The following is a 21,089-nucleotide window of genomic DNA, read 5'->3' as shown; positions in this document are numbered from 1 at the left end:
CATCCGTTCCGGTTTTAATATATTTACGATATAATCAATCGTTATTTGTGGTTCAACGGTTGTACCGCAAGTATAACAGTCAATAGCTGCAAAATTTTGTTCCGGGTAAGTGTGAATGGAAAGATGGCTTTCTGATAATAACACTAATACAGTAACACCATATGGCTGGAACTCTTTTTTACTTACGTTTAAAACATGGGCACCAGAGCAATCTGCAGCGTTAACTAAATGGTATTCTAAAAAGTGAATATCATCTAATAGGGAAAAATCCACTCCCCATAAATCCACTATTATATGCTTGCCAAAGGTAGAGTATTCCATAGGGCAGCACTCCTTACTATTAATATCGTCAAAACTTCATTTCCTGTTTGTAGCATTGATGTAAGATAAGATTTGATTCTGAATTTAAGAGAGCGAGGTTACGTTGTTCTAGATGTTCTTCTTTAAATTGGAATAAAGGAAAAAGAAGAGAAGGCAATGTTCGAGGATTTGGTACTACATATAATTGTTCAATTTGATCGAGTATATGTGCAGAATTAGTAGCAAGATGAAATCCCCAGTCAGTTCCGAAAGAAGGAACTATCGTATGATAACTCTTCACAGTTAATCCAGCGTGTTCAATTGTATTACCGATACTCCAATATACTAGAGGTGCATCAGCAGGTGAATTAGATTGACAGACGAAAGCACCATCTTCTGTTAAGAATGTAGCTATACGAGCAAATAGTTCGCTTGTATATAAAGTACTTAACAACTCTGTCGCTGGGTCTGGAAAATCAATAATGATTACATCGTATAAAGATGAAGGTGAATTTAGAAATTCTTTTGCATCGCATACGTGCACGTTCACTCGATTATCAAAAAAAGCATTTTTGTTTAAAGATACTATTTCTGGAACATTACGTGCCATATTAATCATCGCCTCGTCTAAATCAACAAGGTCTACATGTAGCACAGTTTCATATTTCAAAACTTCTCGTAAGGCAAGACCATCGCCACCACCTAATATGAGAACATGTTTTGGATCAATTACTTTTGACATAATTGGATGTACAAGTGCTTCATGATAAATTTGCTCATCAACGGAACTGAATTGTAGTTGCTTGTCCAAGTATAAGCGAACATCATTTACTTGGACTAAATTAATATTTTGATAATTACTCTTTTCTTCAAATAGGCTCTTATGTTCACCAGCTTGTATTTCCTTTAGAGAAATTTCATCCCACACATCTAAGCTGTGTGAATCTGTAGGTACTATAATTACATTTTCCGATTGTACTTGCTTATCCTGCTTATTCTGCTCATCCTGTTTGTCCTGTTTATCTTGTTTGTCTTGTGTATCATGCTTGTCCTGCTGTTCTAGTTCAAATTTGTCAGAGTCTAATTCAGAACGCTTGTCCTTTTTATAGCTTGTTATTCTATAAATCTTTATTTTGCTTTGTTTTCTATGTTTTGGCATAGGAATCCCCTTTCGAATTGTGTTATTTTACTCTATTTTATGTAATTTAGTAGAGTGTGCTTGGACAATAGAATAGATAGAAGACTGAGCTCAAGAAAATGTTGTTTTTTACTAGATTTCTACGATAAAAAAATTTTTTTAGTGTTTTTTCATATTAAACATAACTAGACAACTAAACACTAATCTATTTTCATACAGTTATGTGTTAAAAGCGTGTTGTTTTATAACACACTGTGTGTTTTTTGGACGACACACTAATTGAAAGCGTTAACACACAAAGAAAATGCTCGAAAAAGCACTGATTTTAGTGGTTTTAAAAAGTTGGCACGCTAATTGCATTAATAAATAGCGTAAAGAAAAATAAATAAACATAAATTTTTTATACTACACAAGGGGGATTTTCAAATGAATATTTTATTATGTTGCTCAGCAGGGATGTCTACAAGTTTACTAGTTACAAAAATGGAAGCGGCTGCAAAAGCTCGCGGTTTAGAAGGCAAGATTTGGGCTGTATCTGGGGATGCAGTAAAAACGAATATCGATCAAGCAGATGTATTATTACTAGGACCACAAGTTCGTTACATGCTCTCTTCAATGAAAACGCTTGCTGACGAGAGAAACGTTGGAATCGACGTTATCAATCCAATGCACTACGGCATGATGAATGGGGAAGCAGTTTTAGATCACGCATTAACACTTAAAAAATAATTAGGGGGGAAGCGAAATGCAAAAGTTTATTGCATTCATGGAGAAGTATATTGTTCCTGTCGCTGGTAAAATCGGATCGCAACGTCACTTAGCTGCAATCCGTGATGGATTTATTGCAGTTATGCCACTTATTTTAGTTGGTGCACTGGCATCACTAATTAATGGTTTTCCGTCTGAAGCTTTCCAAGATTTCATGAAAGGTTTGTTTGGTGAAACGTGGAAACAAGTTGGCGGTGGAATGTGGACTGGTTCTTTTGCGATTCTAGCACTAATCATAGCATTTACAACAAGTTATAACTTAGCAAAATCTTACGGCGTTGATGGTTTGTCAGCAGGTATTATTTCATTTGGTGCGTTAATTATTCTTACGCCAACAACACCGAAAGAAGGCGGACTGAACTTAGCTTGGACAGGTGCACAAGGGTTATTCGTAGCAATTATTGTGGCCCTCCTTGTTACTGAAGTATTCCGTTTCTTTGTACAAAGAAACATTACATTTAAAATGCCTGATGGAGTACCACCAGCAGTTTTAAGATCGTTCGCAGCTATAGTTCCAGCATTTGTTATCTTAACAGTAGTTGCAGGTATTCAATTAGCAGTGAAATTAGCTGGTACAAGTGTTCATGAATTTATCTTTAATACGATTCAATCACCACTGCAAAGTTTAGCAGGGACATTACCAAGTGCAATTGTCATTGTACTCCTTGTTCATCTTCTTTGGTTCTTCGGTTTACATGGCCCAAATATCGTTGGTGGTATTATTGAGCCGTTATACTTACCAGCATTAGAGAAAAATATGAAGTTATTCCAAGGTGGCACATCTGCATTTGATGTTCCAAACATTATTACAAAACCATTCTTTGATACTTTCGTATATCTTGGTGGTTCTGGTGCAACATTAGCATTCTTGGTAGTTGTATTACTTGTAGCAAAAAGTGCACAATTACGCGGTGTATCTCGCTTATCGATTGGACCAGGTGCATTCAATATTAATGAACCGGTAATATTTGGTACACCAATTATTTTAAATCCAGTTTTATTCTTACCGTTTATCATAACACCAATTGTATTAGTAATCACTTCTTATACAGCTATATCTATTGGCTGGGTACCAAAAACAGTTGCGATGATCCCATGGGCAACACCACCAATTATTAGTGGTTATCTTGTAACAGGTGGACATCTTTCAGGTGCAATTCTACAGTTATTCAACTTTGTAATTGCGATGGTAATCTATTATCCATTCGTTGTATTATGTGACCGTTCAGTTGTTCGTACTGAAAAAGAAGCAGCGCAAGGAAACAACAACTCTGTACCTATGTAACATAGAGATTGTTCTCACAGACAACGGTGTCTGTGAGAACAATCACCTTTATATCATGTTCAAAAAGATGAAAAACATCTATATGAACACTAAACTATCATTAATAAATTCATACTTTAATAGACATGTTCAAACTGAAGGGGTATTTTAATCGGTTGAACCTTATAGAGAGGGCGGTAATTATGATGACTACAGCAGAACAAATTCCATTCCAATTAATTTTAAATAGTGGTAACGCACGAAGCTTTGCGATGGAGGCACTTCAATTTGCCAAACAGGGGAAAATGGTAGAAGCAGATGAAGCGATGGTAAAGGCAAAAGAAGCGATTAATGAAGCGCATCATTTCCAAACAGAGCTCATACAATCAGAAGCAAGAGGAGAAAAAACAGAGGTTAGTGTCCTTTTAATTCACGCACAAGATCATTTAATGAATGCGATTACAGTAAAAGAATTGGCGGCAGAATTTATTGACCTTTATAAAAAATTAGAAGCGAAAGGGGAATAAAGCATGACTGGAATTAAAATTGCTACAATCGGCGGTGGATCTAGTTATACACCAGAGTTAATTGAAGGATTTATTAAACGTTATGATGAGCTTCCTGTTCGTGAAATTTGGTTAGTAGATATTGAGGCAGGAAAAGAAAAGTTAGAAATCGTTGGTAACTTAGCGAAACGTATGGTGAAAAAATCAGGTTTACCAATTGAGATACATTTAACACTTGATCGCCGTGAGGCATTAAAAGATGCTGACTTCGTAACAACACAACTTCGCGTTGGTTTATTAGAAGCACGTGCAAAAGATGAAGCAATCCCGTTAAAATATGATGTAATCGGTCAAGAAACGAATGGTCCTGGTGGTCTATTTAAAGCATTGAGAACGATTCCTGTTATTTTAGATATTTGTAAGGATATGGAGGAACTTTGTCCGAATGCATGGTTAATTAACTTTGCAAACCCAGCTGGTATGGTAACAGAAGCTGTCCTTCGTTATACAAATATCCAAAGAGTAGTTGGTCTATGTAACGTTCCAATCGGAATCCGTATGGGTCTTGCGAGATTACTTGAAGTAGATGCAAGTCGTGTACATGTTGATTTCGCAGGTTTAAATCATATGGTATACGGACTAGACGTATATTTAGATGGCGTAAGTGTAATGGACCGTGTGTTAGAGCTTGTGACAGATCCAGAAAAGCAAATTACGATGGAAAATATCGCAGCGCTTAACTGGGAACCAGACTTTATTCGCGGACTTCGTGCAATTCCATGTCCATACCATCGTTACTACTACAAAACACGTGAAATGTTAGAAGAAGAAAAAGAAGCTTCTGTTGAAAAAGGTACACGTGCAGAAGTAGTAAAACAATTAGAAAATGATTTATTTGAGTTATATAAAGACCCGAACTTAGATATTAAACCACCACAATTAGAAAAACGTGGCGGAGCTTATTATAGTGACGCAGCATGTAGCTTAATTACGTCTATTTACAATAATAAAGGTGATATCCAGCCTGTTAATACACGAAACAATGGAACAATTGCAAGCTTACCATATGATTCAGCTGTTGAAGTGAACTGTATTATTACGAAAGAAGGTCCAAAACCAATTGCAGTGGGAGATCTTCCAGTACCAGTTCGCGGTTTAGTACAACAAATTAAATCATTCGAGCGCACAACAATTGAAGCTGCTGTTACAGGGGATTATCATAAGGCGCTGCTTGCTATGACAATCAATCCACTTGTACCATCAGATAAAGTTGCAAAACAAATTTTAGATGAAATGTTGGAAGCACATAAAGAGTATCTTCCACAGTTCTTTAAAAAGGTAGAGAAGTAAAAGCGGCGCTATTTAGCCCGCTTTTTTTATTCTATTAGGAGGTATTATGATGATTAAGTTAATTGTAAATGCAGATGATTTCGGTCTTACAGAAGGTACAAATTACGGCATTATTGATGGGCATATAAATGGACTTGTAAATTCAACGACGATGATGATGAATATGCCAGGAACAGAGCATGCGGTACGCTTAGCGAAAGAGTACAACCTACTCGGAGTAGGCGTACATCTCGTATTAACAGCAGGAGAACCACTGTTAAAGGATGTACCGTCACTCGTAGGGGCAAACGGGTTGTTTCATAAACAAAGTGTTGTAAGGGAAGGGAATATAAATCCAGAAGAAGTTGAGAGGGAGTGGACTGCTCAAATTGAGAAATTCCTATCTTACGGATTAACACCAACTCATTTAGATAGTCATCATCATGTGCATGGTTTACCGATTTTACATGATGTTCTTGAGAGATTAGCGGCTAAATATAATGTTCCGATTCGTCGTTGTGAGGAAGATAGAGCGGTGCATCCATTTTCTGATGTGTTTTACAGTGACTTTTATGCGGATGGTGTGACGGAAGATTACTTTGTGAAGTTAAAAGAAAGAGTACAAGGTGAACAAACGGTAGAAATTATGGTTCATCCAGCTTATATTGATCCAGAGCTTGTGAAGCGTTCTTCTTACGTAATGGATCGTGTGAAGGAATTGCGTATTTTAACAGAGAGTGAGTTGCCAGAAGGAATAGAGCTTGTGAAGTTCTAATAAAAAAAACGACGGCTACATCATGCCGTCGTTTTTTTTATTTATAAAATGGACAGAATATATCCGCCAAAGGCTCCGAGTATAACGATAACCCAAGGTGGTGTGTTCCAAAAAGCTAGTAAGCAAAAAAGAAGCGAAGCGAAAACGAAATCTGAAGCATTTATAATTGTACTCGTCCAAATGGGATCGTAAAAAGCGGCAATTAAAATACCAACAACTGCGGCGTTAACACCAAGTAGTGCGCCTTGTATGAATGATATTTTTCTTACACTGTTCCAAAATGGTAAAACACCAATAACGAGTAAGAAAGCAGGGAGGAAAATCGCAATTGTTGCGAGTGTTGCCCCAAGCGTCCCGTTTAACACTGCTCCTATATAAGAGGCGAATGTAAATAGTGGTCCTGGTACTGCTTGTGTTAATCCGTATCCAGCTAGGAACTGTTCTTTCGTCATCGTTCCGTTTTGTACGAACTCACCTTCAAGAAGAGGCAGCACGACGTGTCCTCCTCCAAATACAAGTGCGCCAGAGCGATAGAAACTATCAAATAAAGCGATGTAATAAGAGAACGGTCTTAATATCGGTAGCAGTAGTAATAGTCCAAAGAATAAGACGAGACAAGAAATTGCTACCTTTTTTGAAATAGGTACTTTTATATTTTGAGATTGGCTAATTGGTTGGTTGCGATATAAAAACCAGCCGATAAAGCCACATATTATAATGAGGATGACTTGTGTCCAACTACTTGGCCATAATAAGGCGATTGCGGCAGTTACAATCGCAATCGTCGCACGGTTGCGATCTGGAGTTAACTTTCGCGCCATTCCCCATATGGCATGAGCGACAATAGCGACTGCTACAAGTTTTAGTCCATGAATCCAGCCAGCACTTCCAAGATCGAACTGATTAAGGAATGAGGCGAAGAAAACTAAAACAAGTACAGACGGTAAAGTGAATCCAATCCATGAAATAATAGCTCCTAAAAGCCCGCCCCGTAATAATCCAACCCCCATACCGACTTGACTGCTGGCAGGACCAGGAAGGAATTGACATAGCGCTACTAAATCTCCATAGCTTCGTTCATCCATCCATTTTCTTTTTTGCACGTATTCGTGGTGGAAATAACCAAGATGAGCGACAGGACCGCCGAATGAAGTAAGCCCTAATTTAAATGAGACGAGAAAAATCTCTAATAATGCGTGAAAGGTGTGTTTGTTTTTTTTCAAAATAACCTCCTAGAATGTTTTTGCTATGTGCATTATACAAGAAGTGGTAAAGCAAAAGGAACAAATCTAATGTAAAGATTTTGTGAATCTTTTCTTTGTAATTAAAATTGAAAAAGTCATAAATGATTATGTCTAAACCATAAAGTAGTAGAAGTAGTGCTGGGAAATTTATATAAGGAGAATGCCTTATGACAACACATTTCTTTGCCAGGTTAACAGGTAAGAGGGAAGTGCCTCCTGTAAATACAGAAGCTTTTGGGGTAGCAGAGTTTATTTTTAGTGATGATTTAACGAAATTGCATTACAGAGTAATACTAAAAAATATAGAAAAGGTTACATCGTGTCAAATTCATTTAGGGAAGTCTACTCAAATTGGTCCTGTTGTTTTATATTTGTATGGTCCACTGGAGCAAGGGATTAGCTTGAACGAGGGAAGTATTACTGGTGTAGTGAATGTGGAGGATTTTGAGGGACCTTTACAAGGGAAATCATTTGTACATTTACTTCAAGAAATTATTCAAGCAAATGTATATGTTAATGTTCATACGAAATCACAAAAAAGAGGAGAAATAAGAGGGCGAGTTAGAAAAGTAAAGAAGTAGAGGAAAAGGCTGTCCATATGTTGGAACAGCCTTTTCTCATTATATAAGGTGCTAGTTTTAGCGATTATTGTCGGTAACTCGATATATTTTGAAAATCGCTGATATAATCTGAGTTGCGCCGATATATTTCAATAATCGCTGATATAACTCGCGTTACGGTCGATATTTTTAAAAACTGCCTCGATTAATTTTTCACAGGTTGATTTTTAATAAAGAAGTCCATAACGTAAAATACTTCGTCATCTGGTATTTGTATTTCAAATGTATTTTCAATTGGTTGCAATGCTTTTTTTACTTTCATATACATCCAGTATTCATCTTGTCTTCTTTTCTCTTTATCAGGATGAGGAAGAAGGCTTTCTCCTTTTTGGAGACGGTCAACCATACAGCTCATATGCAGAATAACACCCATTAAGCTATCAGGAGTTAGCTGTAAGGAAATTAATTCTTGGATTGTATTTAATGCGTAACGAATTGTTTTGATCAGTAATGCCCCATCGTTACGTTGCATTTGTTGTTCAAGAATATCCGCCATTTTTGCATATGTTTCTTCATACGTAATTAATTCTTGAATGGGCTGAATCGCTGTGTAGTTTACGATGTCTTGGAAATGATATGTTAAGCATGGTACTTGCACATCGAAATTCGTGACGATACAAATGATGTTACGCTCTTTTTTTATGTTCTCGATCATTTTCGTTAAATCTTTTTCATGGACGATACTAATCGGAATAATTTCAATTAAGTCTTTATCAAATCGTAAATAGTTCTCTAACATTTTTTGAATAGCTAAAGCACTTCCTTCACCAGTTAAACAAGCTGTTAAAATAACAGATTTCATTGGAGAGAGAGGTTTTTTCTTTTCTTCTTGTACGTTTAAGTAAAATGGTGTTAAATTTTTTACTGTTTCATACAGCGCATCTAATGAATAACCGAGCTGAGCTTTTCGAGCTGCTTCTAGTGCATGTGGTGTGCTCGTCATCGAGAGAACACGTACAGGGATTTTGAACTCCGTTTCTAATATGTCACCGATATAAGCAAGTGACCCCATATCGACAAGTAAGAGAAGCCCATTTACATTTTGTAGTGTTTTCATATACACTTTCACACGTTCCAAGAAATCTTTCGGTGATTCGTGTAACGGCATATCAATACCGGTTACTTCCTCAATGCCGAGAAGTTCGTTTGCAACGTTTGCCATTTCAGTTGCGATGCCATTACCGTGTGCTAATATTAATACTTTTACTTCTGTTTGTGAGGCAGGAATTGGATCAACAACGAAGAACATTGTTAAAAAGCCAGCTTCATCAATAGGCATTGTTATTTGTAATTCTTCCTCCAGTAATTGAATGCATTGCATAGCTACGGAAAAAGCTTCTTTATATTTCGTACGAATTTGATTTAATTGTGGGTGATGTATTTGTTTTCCGCTTTGTAAACGTTGTAGAGTTGTCTGTACATGTAAACTTAAAGCGAGAAATACTTTTTCATCAAACGTCTTAGATAAATGCTTTTCAGCAAGTTCCGCTATTTTTTCACATACGGAAACGATATTACGATCCACAATTTTAAAAACATTTTCATGGCTTGTTTTTTTTGATATTTGGTTAAAATATTGTACGAAAAAGCTTTGAACATCATTTTCTATTAGTAATTCTAATTCTTCCTCTTCAATACCACGTGCTTGAAGTTCTTCGTATTTATAGTCAATATAATCGTAAATAGAAGAGCGTTTTTCATCTTCTGTTTTATGATTACTCCAACCTTCCTCACCTGTAAATACAAATGTTTCATTTGGTATTTGGTATAAGTGACGGCTCTTCCTTTCAATGAACAACCCTTCTTTCATATACCAAGGTAAATCTGTACTTGAAACATAGACAGAATCACGTTTCTTTGTGACCAAATCAGAATAGGCTTTCGCACAGGCAATTTGAACATCTGTTTTTAATTGACCAATGTTATTGGGACAATTGTAAAAGACGAAAGCACGCATTGCATTTGGGCTAACGTGAATGTCTTTTCGCAGACGAATTGCTTCATTTGTGAAAAATAGCTGTAGTAAAGCAAAGCGCTCTTTATGTGTACGCTCACGAAGTGGTGGCAGCGTAACAGTCATCGGTATACGTCTTGTAAATGTTTTTAATAAAAAGGAATTTGGTTCTTCTGTTGTTGCAGTAATGATTAATACTTGTGCTTTACGTTCGTTCTCTGTTTCTCCAAGGCGGCGGTACACTCCGCGGTCAATAAAGGTGAAAAGCATTTCTTGTCCCTCTGGAGGTAGGCGATGTACTTCATCTAAGAAAAGAATTCCTTCATGTGCTTTTTCAATTAACCCTTTTTGATCACTTGCTCCTGTGTAAGCTCCTTTTTTAATCCCAAATAACTGTCCAAGTAGTAGTTGTGGATTGTTTGCGTAATCAGCACAGTTAAAGACGATAAATGGTGCATTTTTGGGAAGCTGTTCAACTTCAATTGCATATTCGTGCATTAAAGAAGCAAACATAGACTTTCCGACCCCTGTTTCTCCCAGTAGTAAAGTATGCATACCGTTTGGAGGGTAGAGAATAGAAGCTTTCGCTTTTTCAATTGCGATTTTAAGGCTCGTATTTTCAATTGCAAATGTATCTAATGAAGTTATGTCTTTTGAATGCGTTTCCAACGAAGTGTTCGTTTCTATGTAAAAACGAACAGGTCGCGTATTTGTTTTTAATAACCGTTTATCTTTTACAAGTTTGTTTAAGTCGCTACTTACATTGGCGCGATCTAGTTGTAGAAATGTAGCGAGTTCTGATGCGGTTACACCTTCTGTATAATTTCCTTCTTGTATTGCATTAAAAATGAGATCTATTCGTTTCATTTCCATTCACCTCGAAACTTCATCACTATTTAAAATTTTACACAAAAATGGGAAGGGTGGGAAGAGAAAAATAAAACAGCTTTAGTCTAGAAGTACTAAAGCTGTTACAATCTTGTGTCTTTCCAAAAATTTACCTCGAGATGAGAAGATGGATTATAGGGAAGAAGTTTGTATCCTTGTGACTGTAAATAATCAATTACTTTTGGCAGTATTTGTACGGTCACACTCGAATCATGCATTAAAATAACTTCGACTTGTTCATCACTTTGATTACGCACTCTTTCGAGTATGGCAGAAGGATTATCATAGCTTTTCCAGTCATAAGTATCAATCGTCCAATCCCACATTTTATATTGGGCTGATACAAGTGCGTCACGGTAATTCTTTTTTAAGTAAGGCATACTACCATATGGAACGCGAACGAGATGTGTATTTAATTTCGTAACTTGCTGGACAATACTTTGTGTTTGTTCCATTTCTGCAATTAAAGTGGAAGGGTCACCAGTGTAAAGGCGTTTTACATCATGTGACATGCTATGGAGCCCGATATAATGTCCTTCTTTAATTAATCGTTGCATCGTTTTTCTGTAATGCGGCACTTTTCCGCCAATAACAAAGAAAGTTGCTTTTCCGTTCTTTTCTTTTAAGATGTTTAAAATTTGTGTAGTATATTTGTTTGGACCGTCATCAAATGTTAAGTACGCAATTTTTTGTGTAGGAGAAGTTGTTTCAGTATTTGGATGATGTTCAGCAGGAATAACGGTTGTTGCTTCAGTATTAGATGATGCGTACATAGTAATTGTTAAGAATAAAATAATACATTGAAATACTCGCTTGATCATAACATTCACCCTCAGTTTGACAATCAAGATGTAAAAAAACTTGATACTTTTCTTATTATGTATATCTTTCTCCAATAGAGGAACTCTCAAACAATCTATATTTTGGAAATATAAAATAAGGAATAAAAAATAGCATCCTAAAGGATGCTATTTGAATATTTCATAATGGTAAAGGCTATACTACAATTAGTCTTCGCGTTTTTTCACTTTTTTATAAAAGGAAATAAGTGGTTTGTAACGTTCATGTACAAGCCCGATTATTTCAGCAATGATTTCTGTGAAGAAAATCAAAGCGAAAAGAAGAATAATGGATAACCATAACGTTGCACTAGTGAAAATAATGGCATTTACACTAAAGAAAATACCGAATGCGTATATAATTAGTACCGTTTTACGATGAGAGAATCCCATTGCAAGTAAGCGGTGATGTAAATGCGATTTATCTGGTGCTGAAATAGGTTTTTTATTTACGATACGACGGATGATTGCAAATATCGTATCAAATATAGGTACACCTAAAATGATAATTGGAACGATAAAACTGAATAACGTTACACTTTTGTATAATCCAAGTAACGATATAACAGAAATACAGTATCCTAAAAATAGTGCTCCTGTATCTCCCATGAAAATTTTTGCTGGATGGAAGTTGAAGAATAAAAATCCAATTGTACTTGCTAATATAATTAATGCGAGTGGCAAGATAATAGCTGTTCCAGTACCCCATGGGCTAGTGAAGGCCATATATGCTAGCGTTGCAAGTACGATAGATGAAATACCAGCAGATAATCCATCTAAGCCGTCAATTAAGTTGATTGCATTCGTAATACCTACAAGCCAAAATACTGTAATTGGATAAGCAAGCCATCCAAGTTCAGTATCCCCAAGGAATGGGATATATAATACTTGCACTAATAATCCACTTTTTACAATCATAATGGCAACTAACAGTTGTCCACCGAATTTTACTTTCGCAGATAACTCGTACATATCATCTAAAATTCCGATGATTACAATGATAATCGCACCTAGTGTTATCGATAACATTCTTTGCTCATATAAGCCGCCGACAACAAATCCTACAGCTACACCAATAAATATTGCTAACCCGCCAAGACGTGGCATAATCTTTTGGTGCACTTTACGTGCGTTTGGCTTATCTGTCGCTCCTATTTTAAAAGCTAATTTAATAACTAAAGGAGTAACGACGAGTACAGTGATGAAAGATGCCAAAATGGCATAAATCACTTGTGAGTCCATTAATACCCCACCCTTTATATTCTAACGTAATTTTTTTTTTGAAAATATATTTATCTGAAAATTATGATGTTTATTTACAGGCTCATAACATATGGTATCACAAAAAGATTAGAATTCAATCTTTTTTTCTCTTTACGGTTAATGGAAGCGGATAGAATATATGACAATTGTATATAGAATGTTGCATCATATGAGAAGGTTAATCGTACTGGACTTTGGAATATGACATTTCCTTTTTTCTTCGATAGTGAATACTTTTAGTTCAGTATTATAAGTGTTACACGTAGAAATGAGTAAGTTTCATGTTAAAATGTGGGAATTTATCTCGCGTCAACTAGTAGCCCCATTCCTACTAATTAAAGTTTCACTTTATCCCGCATTAACGGGCAGTAAGAACCCCACCTCAAAATTCAGCGAAGCAAAGAAGTTAGGTGGGAATCAACTGCCCGTAAAAGCCCCACTGATTAAAGTTTCACTTTATATTATAGTGCATTTAATTTTACAAAAACTTTAAAAAAAATAAGGGGAGTAATTCATATAATGAAGAAGGAAAAGGGTTTTCTCATTTTTAATGTGAGAGGGGGGAGCACAGGGAGAATTCTGTATTTCATATCTTTTCTATTGTAAATTCCTGTGCGAAAAGGAAATGAAAATTACAATAATAGGTACTGGATATGTTGGATTAATTACAGGAGTAGGATTGGCAAAGTTGGGGCATTCAGTTACATGTTTTGATATAGATGATGAAAAAATTGAACGGATAAAACAAGGGGATTTACCTATTTATGAGGTTAGATTACATGAATTAATAAATTATGCATATGAGAATAATGCTTTAACTTTTACATCAAATAAAGAAGAGGCATTTGATGATGTAGAGTTTATATTTATTGCAGTTGGAACACCACCTTTATTAGATGGGACGGCGGATTTAACGTATATTCAGAGTGCTTGTAACGATATTGGATTATATGCGACGAACGATATTATTGTTGTTACGAAAAGTACAGTTCCAGTAGGTACAAATGATGTAATGAAGGGATGGATTGAGGGGAATTTAAAAGGGAGGCATACAGTACATATCGTATCGAATCCAGAGTTTTTGCGTGAAGGTTCAGGTATTTATGATTTCTTTCATGGAGATCGTATTGTAATTGGAGCGGATAGTGAGGAAGTAGCAAGAAGAGTAGAGAGTTTGTATAGCCAATTATGCTTAGAAACGTATGTTACAGATATTAAAAGTGCAGAGATGATTAAATACGCATCGAATGCCTTTTTAGCTACAAAGATTAGTTTCATTAATGAAATTTCAAATATATGTGAGAAGGTAGGCGCAAATGTATTGGATGTTGCCAAAGGGATGGGAATGGATAAGAGAATTGGTGCATCTTTTTTAAATGCGGGCATTGGATATGGGGGATCATGTTTCCCGAAAGATACGAAAGCGCTGGTGCAAATTGCGGGAAATGTTGCTCATGATTTTCGTTTGTTAAAAGCGGTTATTGAAGTAAATAATAAGCAACAGCTGCTATTGATTGAAAAAGCGAAAAAAGTTATGAACATGAATAAAAAGCGGATTGCAGTTCTTGGCGCATCCTTTAAACCGAATACGGATGATATTAGAGAGGCATCATCTCTTATTATAATAGAAGCATTACTTAATATAGGTGCAGAAATTGTTCTGTACGACCCAAAAGCAATTCAATATGTGAAAAATATATTTGGAGATGCTATACAATATAGTAGATGTATAGATGAATCGATTCAAGATGCGAGTGCGGCTTTTATCGTAACAGAATGGGAAGATATTCAAACTTATCCGTTAGAAAAGTACGTACAACTTATGAGAGAGCCTATTTTATTTGATGGGAGAAATTGTTATACTGATGAAGATGTTAAGAAACAAAAGATAGATTATTATTCAGTTGGCAGAAGAAGTATTTGTAATAGATATGTTTCTATTATGCGTTAAAAAGGGATGTACTCATCCATATTTTTATATGTCATAATAGAAGCTGTAAATAGTGAAAGAAAAGAGGCAATCACATGACTGAACGTTTAAAAGTAATGACAATTTTCGGGACACGTCCAGAAGCAATTAAAATGGCACCTCTTGTATTAGAGTTGCAAAAACACCCAGAAAAAATTGAATCGATTGTGACTGTAACAGCACAGCATCGCCAAATGTTAGATCAAGTATTAAATATCTTTGGAATTACGCCAGATTTCGATTTAAATATCATGAAAGACCGCCAAACTTTAATTGATGTTACAACGCGTGGTTTAGAAGGTTTGGATAAAGTAATGAAAGAAGCGAAGCCGGATATTGTACTTGTACATGGTGATACAACAACAACATTTATTGCAAGCTTAGCTGCTTTTTATAATCAAATTCCAGTAGGTCATGTTGAGGCGGGCCTTCGTACGTGGGATAAGTATTCTCCATACCCAGAAGAGATGAATCGTCAATTAACAGGTGTAATGGCGGATCTTCATTTCTCACCAACAGCAAAATCAGCAACGAACTTACAGAAGGAAAATAAAGATGAGTCACGTATTTTCATCACAGGAAATACAGCGATTGACGCGTTGCAAACGACTGTAAAAGAAACATATAGTCATCCTGTACTAGAGAAACTTGGAAATGATCGTCTTGTACTTATGACAGCTCACCGTCGTGAAAACTTAGGTGAACCTATGCGTAATATGTTCCGTGCAATTAAGCGTCTTGTTGATAAGCATGAAGATGTACAAGTTGTGTACCCTGTTCATATGAACCCTGTTGTTCGTGAAATAGCAAATGAAATTTTAGGTGAACATAACCGTATTCATTTAATTGAGCCGCTAGATGTAATTGATTTCCACAATGTTGCAGCTCGTTCATACTTAATGTTAACGGATTCTGGTGGTGTACAAGAAGAAGCTCCATCACTTGGGGTACCAGTTCTTGTTCTTCGTGATACAACAGAGCGCCCTGAAGGTATTGAAGCAGGTACGCTGAAATTAGCAGGAACAGACGAAGAGACAATCTTTGGTCTTGCAGATGAGTTGTTATCAGATAAAGAAGCTCATGATAAGATGGCGAAAGCATCTAACCCTTACGGTGATGGTCGTGCATCAGAGCGCATTGTAGAAGCAATTTTACAACACTTTAATAAGTAAATAAAAAAGGCCCAATCGGATAGATTGGGCCTTTTTGTTACGGCTGATTGCGCATAATCCACTCTGCATGAGCATTTGTAGAAGGTGGCGGATCAGTTGGTGTTTTATTTTGGTTTGTTTCTTTTTTTGCTTGTTCGTTAGAATTAGAACTTGAATTTGAATCAGGATTTGAGTTGTTTTTTGTAGTTGGATTTTTTGCTTTTTCCCCTAATTCTTTTTCAATTTCGTTACGCACCGTTTCTACACTGATTGGATCTGGAAGGAAGTAATAAATACCGCCTATCTTTTTGTCTTCGCCTTCAAGCTTTAACGTTTGCATTGTAGAAGGATCAAATCCAGAAAGTTTATTGTAAAGAGCAAGTCCGTCTGAAATAGGAATGTCGGTTTTTATATATTTTCCAACGACAGCTGTTAAATCTTTAATTTTAAATACAGTAGAGGTGGAGTTTAACTTTTGGGCAACAGCGGCTAGTAATTGTCTTTGTCTAGCAGCTCGACCATAATCGCCATTTGGATCTTGTTTTCGCATACGGACGTAAGCAAGTGCTTCTTCACCGTTTAAGTTTTGCTGTCCTTGCTTAAATTGAATTTTTTTGTAGTAATCTACGTCAGAGCGCTCCCAGAAATCGAAGGGTACGTCAACCGTAACGCCGCCGACAGCATCAACGATACCTTTAAAGCCTTGGAAATCAATTTTAAGATAATGGTCTACAGGAACTTTTAGAAAGCCTTCGACAGTTTTGATTGCCATTTCTTCTCCGCCGTAAGCATGGGCAGCGTTAATTTTGTCTTCCTTATTTTTACCAACAATTTTAACTCGAGAATCACGAGGAATACTCATAAGTGAAATCTTTTGAGTTTTCGGATTGACTGTTGCAAACATTAATGAGTCTGTACGACCATTTTGACCGTCTGTCGCATAATCTTCTATACCCATAATGAGAATTGTAAAAGGTTCCTTTGTAATTTCTACATCTTTGTTTCTTAAATCCGATTTTTCACGAGTAAAACCACTATACATCCCCATAAGAGAAGAGTAAGAATTTAACACATAAACTCCTATGCTGCCAAATAAAAATGCGAAAATAAGGAAGAAGAAAAGTTTCCTTCTTCGCTTCTTTTTTATTCTGCTATTTTGGAGATGATAATAACGTTCTTCCATATATAATCTCCTTAGTTCGTTAGTTCATTTGTAGGGAAGTAATTCACTACATTAATCTTTGAAGGTGATAAAAGAGTTATGCTTAGATAACATCTTGTTCTAAGTACAACATATCTCCTTCTGTAATTGTACATTTCCCGTTTGTTAATTCAATCATCCAATTTGTAAATGCTTGTTTGCCGTCTTCTTCTACATAAGTATCAAATGTGACATTTTCTAGATAATGTATATCTTTAATGGCATATTTTGAATTACGTAATTCATTTTCTACTTTGCCAAGTAATGTGTAATCAATCTCGGTTTGCATCACACGCATTAGTTTTCGCTGGACAACACCGACATGATTAATGCCTTCGCTTGTACACTTTCCATATGCACGAATTAATCCACCTGCGCCAAGTTTAATGCCACCAAAATAGCGTGTTACGACAACGACGGTATCTTTTAGCCCACGTTTTTTTAGTACTTCTAGCATTGGTACGCCAGCTGTACCGCTAGGCTCGCCGTCATCATTTGCTTTTTGAATATGATCTTGTTCGCCAATTAAATAAGCGGAACAATTATGTGTTGCATTCCAATGCTGTTTTTTTATTTTTTGTATAAATTCTTGAGCCTCTTCCTCAGTCGTTGCTCGGCTAATATAACAAATAAATCTTGATTTTTGAATGACGATTTCGTGTTCGCCGTAGTCTTTGATTGTTAAATATTGTAATAGCACTTGTATACGCCCCTATCTATCAAAATGACTAGTACTTTCCATTTTAAAAGCGAGCCTTTTTATATTCAAACATTTTTTCTAAATAGGCTGAAGTTTTTGGTGAGTATTTTATCTTTTTGTTGTAATTTGTCGAGATGGTGAGTATAATTTCAACCGGCATTTCCCTGTATGGATGCACCATTTGTAGTTTTCGTGTAAAATTAGGAAATAAAACTTTTTATAAGGCAGGTACGAAAATGAAAATAGCTATTGTTACTGATAGTACAGCATATATACCGAAGCAAATCCGTGATGAACTCAATATATATATGATTCCATTAAACGTTGTGTTTGGAACAGAATCTTATCAAGAAGAAGCTGAAATTTCAGCAGATGATTTTTATGTGAAAGTACGTGAACAAGAGGAACTTCCAAAAACTTCTCAACCAGCAATCGGAAAGTTTGTTGAGCTATATGAAGAACTAGCTAAAGATTATGATGCAGTTATTAGTATTCACCTATCAAGTGGAATTAGTGGTACATATCAAACATCAACGACAGCTGGACAGATGGTAGAGGGTATTGATGTATACACGTATGACTCTGAAATTAGTTGTGAAGTACAAGGATTTTATGTGCGTGAAGGTGCAAGGTTAGCAAGTGAAGGAAAGAGTCCAAAAGAGATTATTGCTCGTTTTGATGAAATGAAGAAAACGATGGACGCCTATTTTGTAGTTGATGATTTACATCATTTACAACGTGGTGGTCGATTAAATAGCGCGCAAGCTTTCATCGGCAGTCTGTTACAAGTGAAGCCAGTTTTATATTTTAGAGATAAAATCATTATTCCGTTTGAAAAGATTCGTACACGTAAAAAAGCATTAAAACGTATCATTGAAATTTTTGATGAGCAAGCAAGTAAAGGTGTACCTATGGAAGCAGTTATCATTCATGCGCAACGTGAAGAGGAAGCGAATGAATGGAAGAAAGAATTAGAAGCAAAATATCCTCACGTCACAATTCGTACAGGTTATTTTGGAGCTGTAATTGGTACGCACTTAGGTGAAGGTGCATTAGGTCTTGGATGGTATACGAAGTAATAAAGATATAAAAAGCTCTCTTTTTAAGAGGGTTTTTTTACGGGTATGTTACGTTTAGTTGACAAGTTAATATTTGGAAATGGTAAAATGTACGTAAAATAAAATAATGAGGAAAGTTTTATAACTTACTTTTTACAAGAAACTATATTATAATAGAAGAGAGGTGAAACATATGGAGCATAATTCTTGTTTATGTCCAAAGTTTGAGTCAGCTTTTACTCTGCTTAGTAAGAAGTGGACTGGCTTAATTATTAAATCTTTGCTTGAAGAGTCGAAACGTTTTAGAGAAATCGCAGATATTATCCCAAATATGAGCGATCGTATGTTGTCAGAGCGTTTGAAGGAATTGGAAAGCGAGGGCATTGTAGTTCGTAATGTCTATCCAGAAGTACCAGTTCGAATCGAGTATGGCTTAACTGACAAGGGAAAAGCGTTAGAAAGTGTTATGGATGAGGTCCAAAATTGGGCTGAGAAATGGATGAAGTAGCATTTCATTTGTATTCGTATATTTAATAAAACGTAAGGGATTCCTTACGTTTTTTCTTTGTTTATAGAAGTAAGAAAAGTATGCAAATTTCTACACACACATACAAAAATATACGAATTTTGCGCTAGAGCTACATATAATATTACATTTGTTTTACAAAAACGTAACATTAGCAAAAAAAATCCCGAATTATGGTATAAATTTTATAGGTTATATACGGAAAAAGAAAAAAGAAAGCGGTGTAAAAAATAAAATGAAAAAGCTAAAAATGGCATCTTGCGCATTAGTTGCAGGGTTAATGTTTTCAGGGCTAACACCAAATGTATTTGCAGAAGATAAAATTTCTGACGTGAAATCACAAATTAATACACAAAATGACACTTTACATAAACAACAACAAGAACGTGATGAATTACAAAAACAAATGAATGACTTAAACAAAACAATTCAAGGTTTAGATAAGTCTGTTCAAGAGAATGCTGCAAAGCTTGATGAAACAACGAAAAAAGTTTCTGATACTGAGCAATTAATTGAAAAGAAAAATAAAGATATTGCAGAATTACAAACGAAGATTGCAAAACGTGAAGAGTTATTAAGAAAGCGTTTAGTTGCACTTCAAGAACAGCCAAATACGAACGTTGTAACAGAAGTTCTTGTAAACTCTAAAAACGTTGCAGATTTAGTTGATCGTTTAACTTCTGTTTCTAAAATTCTTGAGTCTGATGAAGATATCATGAAAACACAACAAGAAGACCAAGCTAGTGTGAAAAAAGATGTTGCAACGGTAAAAGAGAAACAAAAAGAATTAAAAGAAGCACAAGCTCAAATTGAAACTGCTAAGAAAGAACTTGACGCTGAAAAAGAGAAAAAAGCAACAGCGGTAAACGATTTAAGCGGTAAAATGGATACAGTTGTAACTTCAATGACAAGTACGGAAGGTCAATTGAAAGAGCTTGAGAAACAAGCGTTACAATTACAACGCATTGCAGAAGAAGAAGCACAAGCAAAAGCTGCACAAGAAGCTGCTGCTCAAAAACAAGCAGAGCAAGCTGCTAAAGCTGCGCAAGCTCAGCCAGCACAAGCACCTGCAGAGCAAGCTGCACCAGCAAACAATGGTGGACAAGCTCAAAAAGAAGAGCCTAAAAAAGAAGAGCCTAAAAAAGAAGTACCTAAAAAAGAAGAACCTAAAAAAGAAGATAAAAAACCAGAACCGACACCAGGCCCAGCTCCGACTCCTGGCGTAATTGGTAAAGCACAACAATACTTAGGTTTACCATATGTTTGGGGAAGTGCATCTCCATCAAACGGTGGTTTTGACTGTAGTGGATTTATTTCTTACGTATTCGGTGTAGGTCGTCAAGACGTTAATGGTTACTGGCATTCAGTTTCAAAAGTAAGTAGCCCACAACCAGGAGACTTAGTATTCTTCCAAGGTACTTATAAAGCAGGTCCATCTCACATCGGTATTTACGTTGGTAATGGTCAAATGATTCATGCTAGTGATAAAGGAATTGCGTACGGTGATATTAACAGCTCATATAACCAAAAACATTTCTTAGGATACGGTCGATTCTAGGATTTATAAAAGAATAAAAAATGTGTATAAAGTCGATA

Annotated in this window: 19 protein-coding genes; 11 read left to right on the top strand and 8 right to left on the bottom strand. The window is 35.9% G+C overall.

The annotated features are described in order from the left end of the window. Window positions 1-321: adenosylmethionine decarboxylase (speD, locus tag H6481_RS18235; RefSeq protein WP_182812595.1), on the bottom strand; the 321-nt coding region annotated here is incomplete at its 3' end. A 28-nt stretch (window positions 322-349) separates the two neighbouring features. After that, window positions 350-1,459, bottom strand: a complete 1,110-nt coding sequence (locus tag H6481_RS18230) for a polyamine aminopropyltransferase (protein ID WP_182812592.1) — start codon at window positions 1,457-1,459, stop codon at window positions 350-352. 405 nt (window positions 1,460-1,864) lie between these two features. Between H6481_RS18230 and H6481_RS18225 the strand changes: the two genes are divergently transcribed. From H6481_RS18225 to chbG, 5 genes are all read left to right on the top strand, one after another. Then, the gene (locus H6481_RS18225) at window positions 1,865-2,167 is read left to right on the top strand and encodes a PTS sugar transporter subunit IIB (protein ID WP_001023569.1); all 303 of its coding nucleotides are present in this window, start codon (window positions 1,865-1,867) and stop codon (window positions 2,165-2,167) included. Window positions 2,168-2,183: 16 nt separating this feature from the next. Beyond that, window positions 2,184-3,491 (top strand): PTS cellobiose transporter subunit IIC, encoded by a 1,308-nt coding sequence (gene celB, locus H6481_RS18220; protein ID WP_001168820.1) that lies wholly within the window; start codon window positions 2,184-2,186, stop codon window positions 3,489-3,491. Window positions 3,492-3,673: 182 nt separating this feature from the next. After that, window positions 3,674-3,997: a PTS lactose/cellobiose transporter subunit IIA gene (locus tag H6481_RS18215; RefSeq protein ID WP_000989059.1), complete on the top strand. Its 324-nt coding sequence runs from the start codon at window positions 3,674-3,676 to the stop codon at window positions 3,995-3,997. A gap of 3 nt (window positions 3,998-4,000) precedes the next feature. Next, entirely contained in the window at window positions 4,001-5,326 is a 1,326-nt protein-coding gene (gene celF, locus H6481_RS18210; protein WP_182812589.1) for a 6-phospho-beta-glucosidase, read from the top strand. Window positions 5,327-5,375: 49 nt separating this feature from the next. Further along, window positions 5,376-6,080, top strand: coding sequence for a chitin disaccharide deacetylase (chbG, locus tag H6481_RS18205; protein ID WP_000593494.1), 705 nt, complete (start codon window positions 5,376-5,378; stop codon window positions 6,078-6,080). A 41-nt stretch (window positions 6,081-6,121) separates the two neighbouring features. On the opposite strand, the gene H6481_RS18200 is transcribed toward chbG, so the two are convergent. Then, complete coding sequence (locus H6481_RS18200; protein ID WP_182812586.1) at window positions 6,122-7,303, bottom strand: chromate transporter; 1,182 nt, start codon at window positions 7,301-7,303, stop codon at window positions 6,122-6,124. Between the two features lie 188 nt (window positions 7,304-7,491). Here H6481_RS18200 and exsM point away from each other — a divergent pair, with 188 nt between their 5' ends. Beyond that, window positions 7,492-7,905, top strand: a complete 414-nt coding sequence (exsM, locus tag H6481_RS18195) for an exosporium regulatory protein ExsM (RefSeq protein ID WP_000207046.1) — start codon at window positions 7,492-7,494, stop codon at window positions 7,903-7,905. A 184-nt stretch (window positions 7,906-8,089) separates the two neighbouring features. Here exsM and H6481_RS18190 read toward each other — a convergent pair whose 3' ends face one another. The 3 genes from H6481_RS18190 to H6481_RS18180 form a co-directional block, all read right to left on the bottom strand. Continuing rightward, complete coding sequence (locus tag H6481_RS18190; protein WP_000820950.1) at window positions 8,090-10,765, bottom strand: sigma-54-dependent transcriptional regulator; 2,676 nt, start codon at window positions 10,763-10,765, stop codon at window positions 8,090-8,092. A 104-nt stretch (window positions 10,766-10,869) separates the two neighbouring features. Continuing rightward, window positions 10,870-11,607 carry a polysaccharide deacetylase family protein gene (locus H6481_RS18185; RefSeq protein ID WP_016513232.1) on the bottom strand — a complete coding sequence of 246 codons (738 nt, stop codon included), beginning with the start codon at window positions 11,605-11,607 and terminating at the stop codon, window positions 10,870-10,872. Between the two features lie 186 nt (window positions 11,608-11,793). After that, window positions 11,794-12,867 (bottom strand): MraY family glycosyltransferase, encoded by a 1,074-nt coding sequence (locus H6481_RS18180; protein ID WP_000378306.1) that lies wholly within the window; start codon window positions 12,865-12,867, stop codon window positions 11,794-11,796. A gap of 646 nt (window positions 12,868-13,513) precedes the next feature. Between H6481_RS18180 and H6481_RS18175 the strand changes: the two genes are divergently transcribed. Beyond that, on the top strand, window positions 13,514-14,839 hold the full coding sequence (locus H6481_RS18175) for a UDP-glucose/GDP-mannose dehydrogenase family protein (RefSeq protein WP_182812583.1): 1,326 nt from the start codon (window positions 13,514-13,516) through the stop codon (window positions 14,837-14,839). A gap of 74 nt (window positions 14,840-14,913) precedes the next feature. Further along, window positions 14,914-16,029, top strand: coding sequence for a UDP-N-acetylglucosamine 2-epimerase (non-hydrolyzing) (gene wecB, locus H6481_RS18170; RefSeq protein WP_000140121.1), 1,116 nt, complete (start codon window positions 14,914-14,916; stop codon window positions 16,027-16,029). 37 nt (window positions 16,030-16,066) lie between these two features. Here the strand turns inward: wecB and H6481_RS18165 are convergent, their stop codons facing one another. Both H6481_RS18165 and H6481_RS18160 read right to left on the bottom strand, forming a co-directional pair. Further along, complete coding sequence (locus H6481_RS18165) at window positions 16,067-17,191, bottom strand: LCP family protein (protein WP_000392800.1); 1,125 nt, start codon at window positions 17,189-17,191, stop codon at window positions 16,067-16,069. Window positions 17,192-17,273: 82 nt separating this feature from the next. Beyond that, window positions 17,274-17,909 carry a YigZ family protein gene (locus H6481_RS18160; protein WP_000926670.1) on the bottom strand — a complete coding sequence of 212 codons (636 nt, stop codon included), beginning with the start codon at window positions 17,907-17,909 and terminating at the stop codon, window positions 17,274-17,276. Between the two features lie 236 nt (window positions 17,910-18,145). Between H6481_RS18160 and H6481_RS18155 the strand changes: the two genes are divergently transcribed. The 3 genes from H6481_RS18155 to H6481_RS18145 all read left to right on the top strand — a co-directional run bounded on the left by H6481_RS18155 (window position 18,146) and on the right by H6481_RS18145 (window position 21,051). Continuing rightward, window positions 18,146-18,988, top strand: coding sequence for a DegV family protein (locus tag H6481_RS18155; protein ID WP_000684727.1), 843 nt, complete (start codon window positions 18,146-18,148; stop codon window positions 18,986-18,988). Between the two features lie 172 nt (window positions 18,989-19,160). Beyond that, window positions 19,161-19,475: a helix-turn-helix domain-containing protein gene (locus H6481_RS18150; protein WP_000400857.1), complete on the top strand. Its 315-nt coding sequence runs from the start codon at window positions 19,161-19,163 to the stop codon at window positions 19,473-19,475. Between the two features lie 148 nt (window positions 19,476-19,623). Continuing rightward, window positions 19,624-21,051: a C40 family peptidase gene (locus tag H6481_RS18145; RefSeq protein ID WP_182812580.1), complete on the top strand. Its 1,428-nt coding sequence runs from the start codon at window positions 19,624-19,626 to the stop codon at window positions 21,049-21,051. Window positions 21,052-21,089 lie beyond the last annotated feature (38 nt).

This window comes from Bacillus sp. ME78 (assembly GCF_903970865.1).
Taxonomy (GTDB): Bacteria; Bacillota; Bacilli; order Bacillales; family Bacillaceae_G; genus Bacillus_A; species Bacillus_A cereus.
Note: the sequence above shows the minus strand (reverse complement) of the source record. Positions and strands in the feature narration are given on the sequence as shown.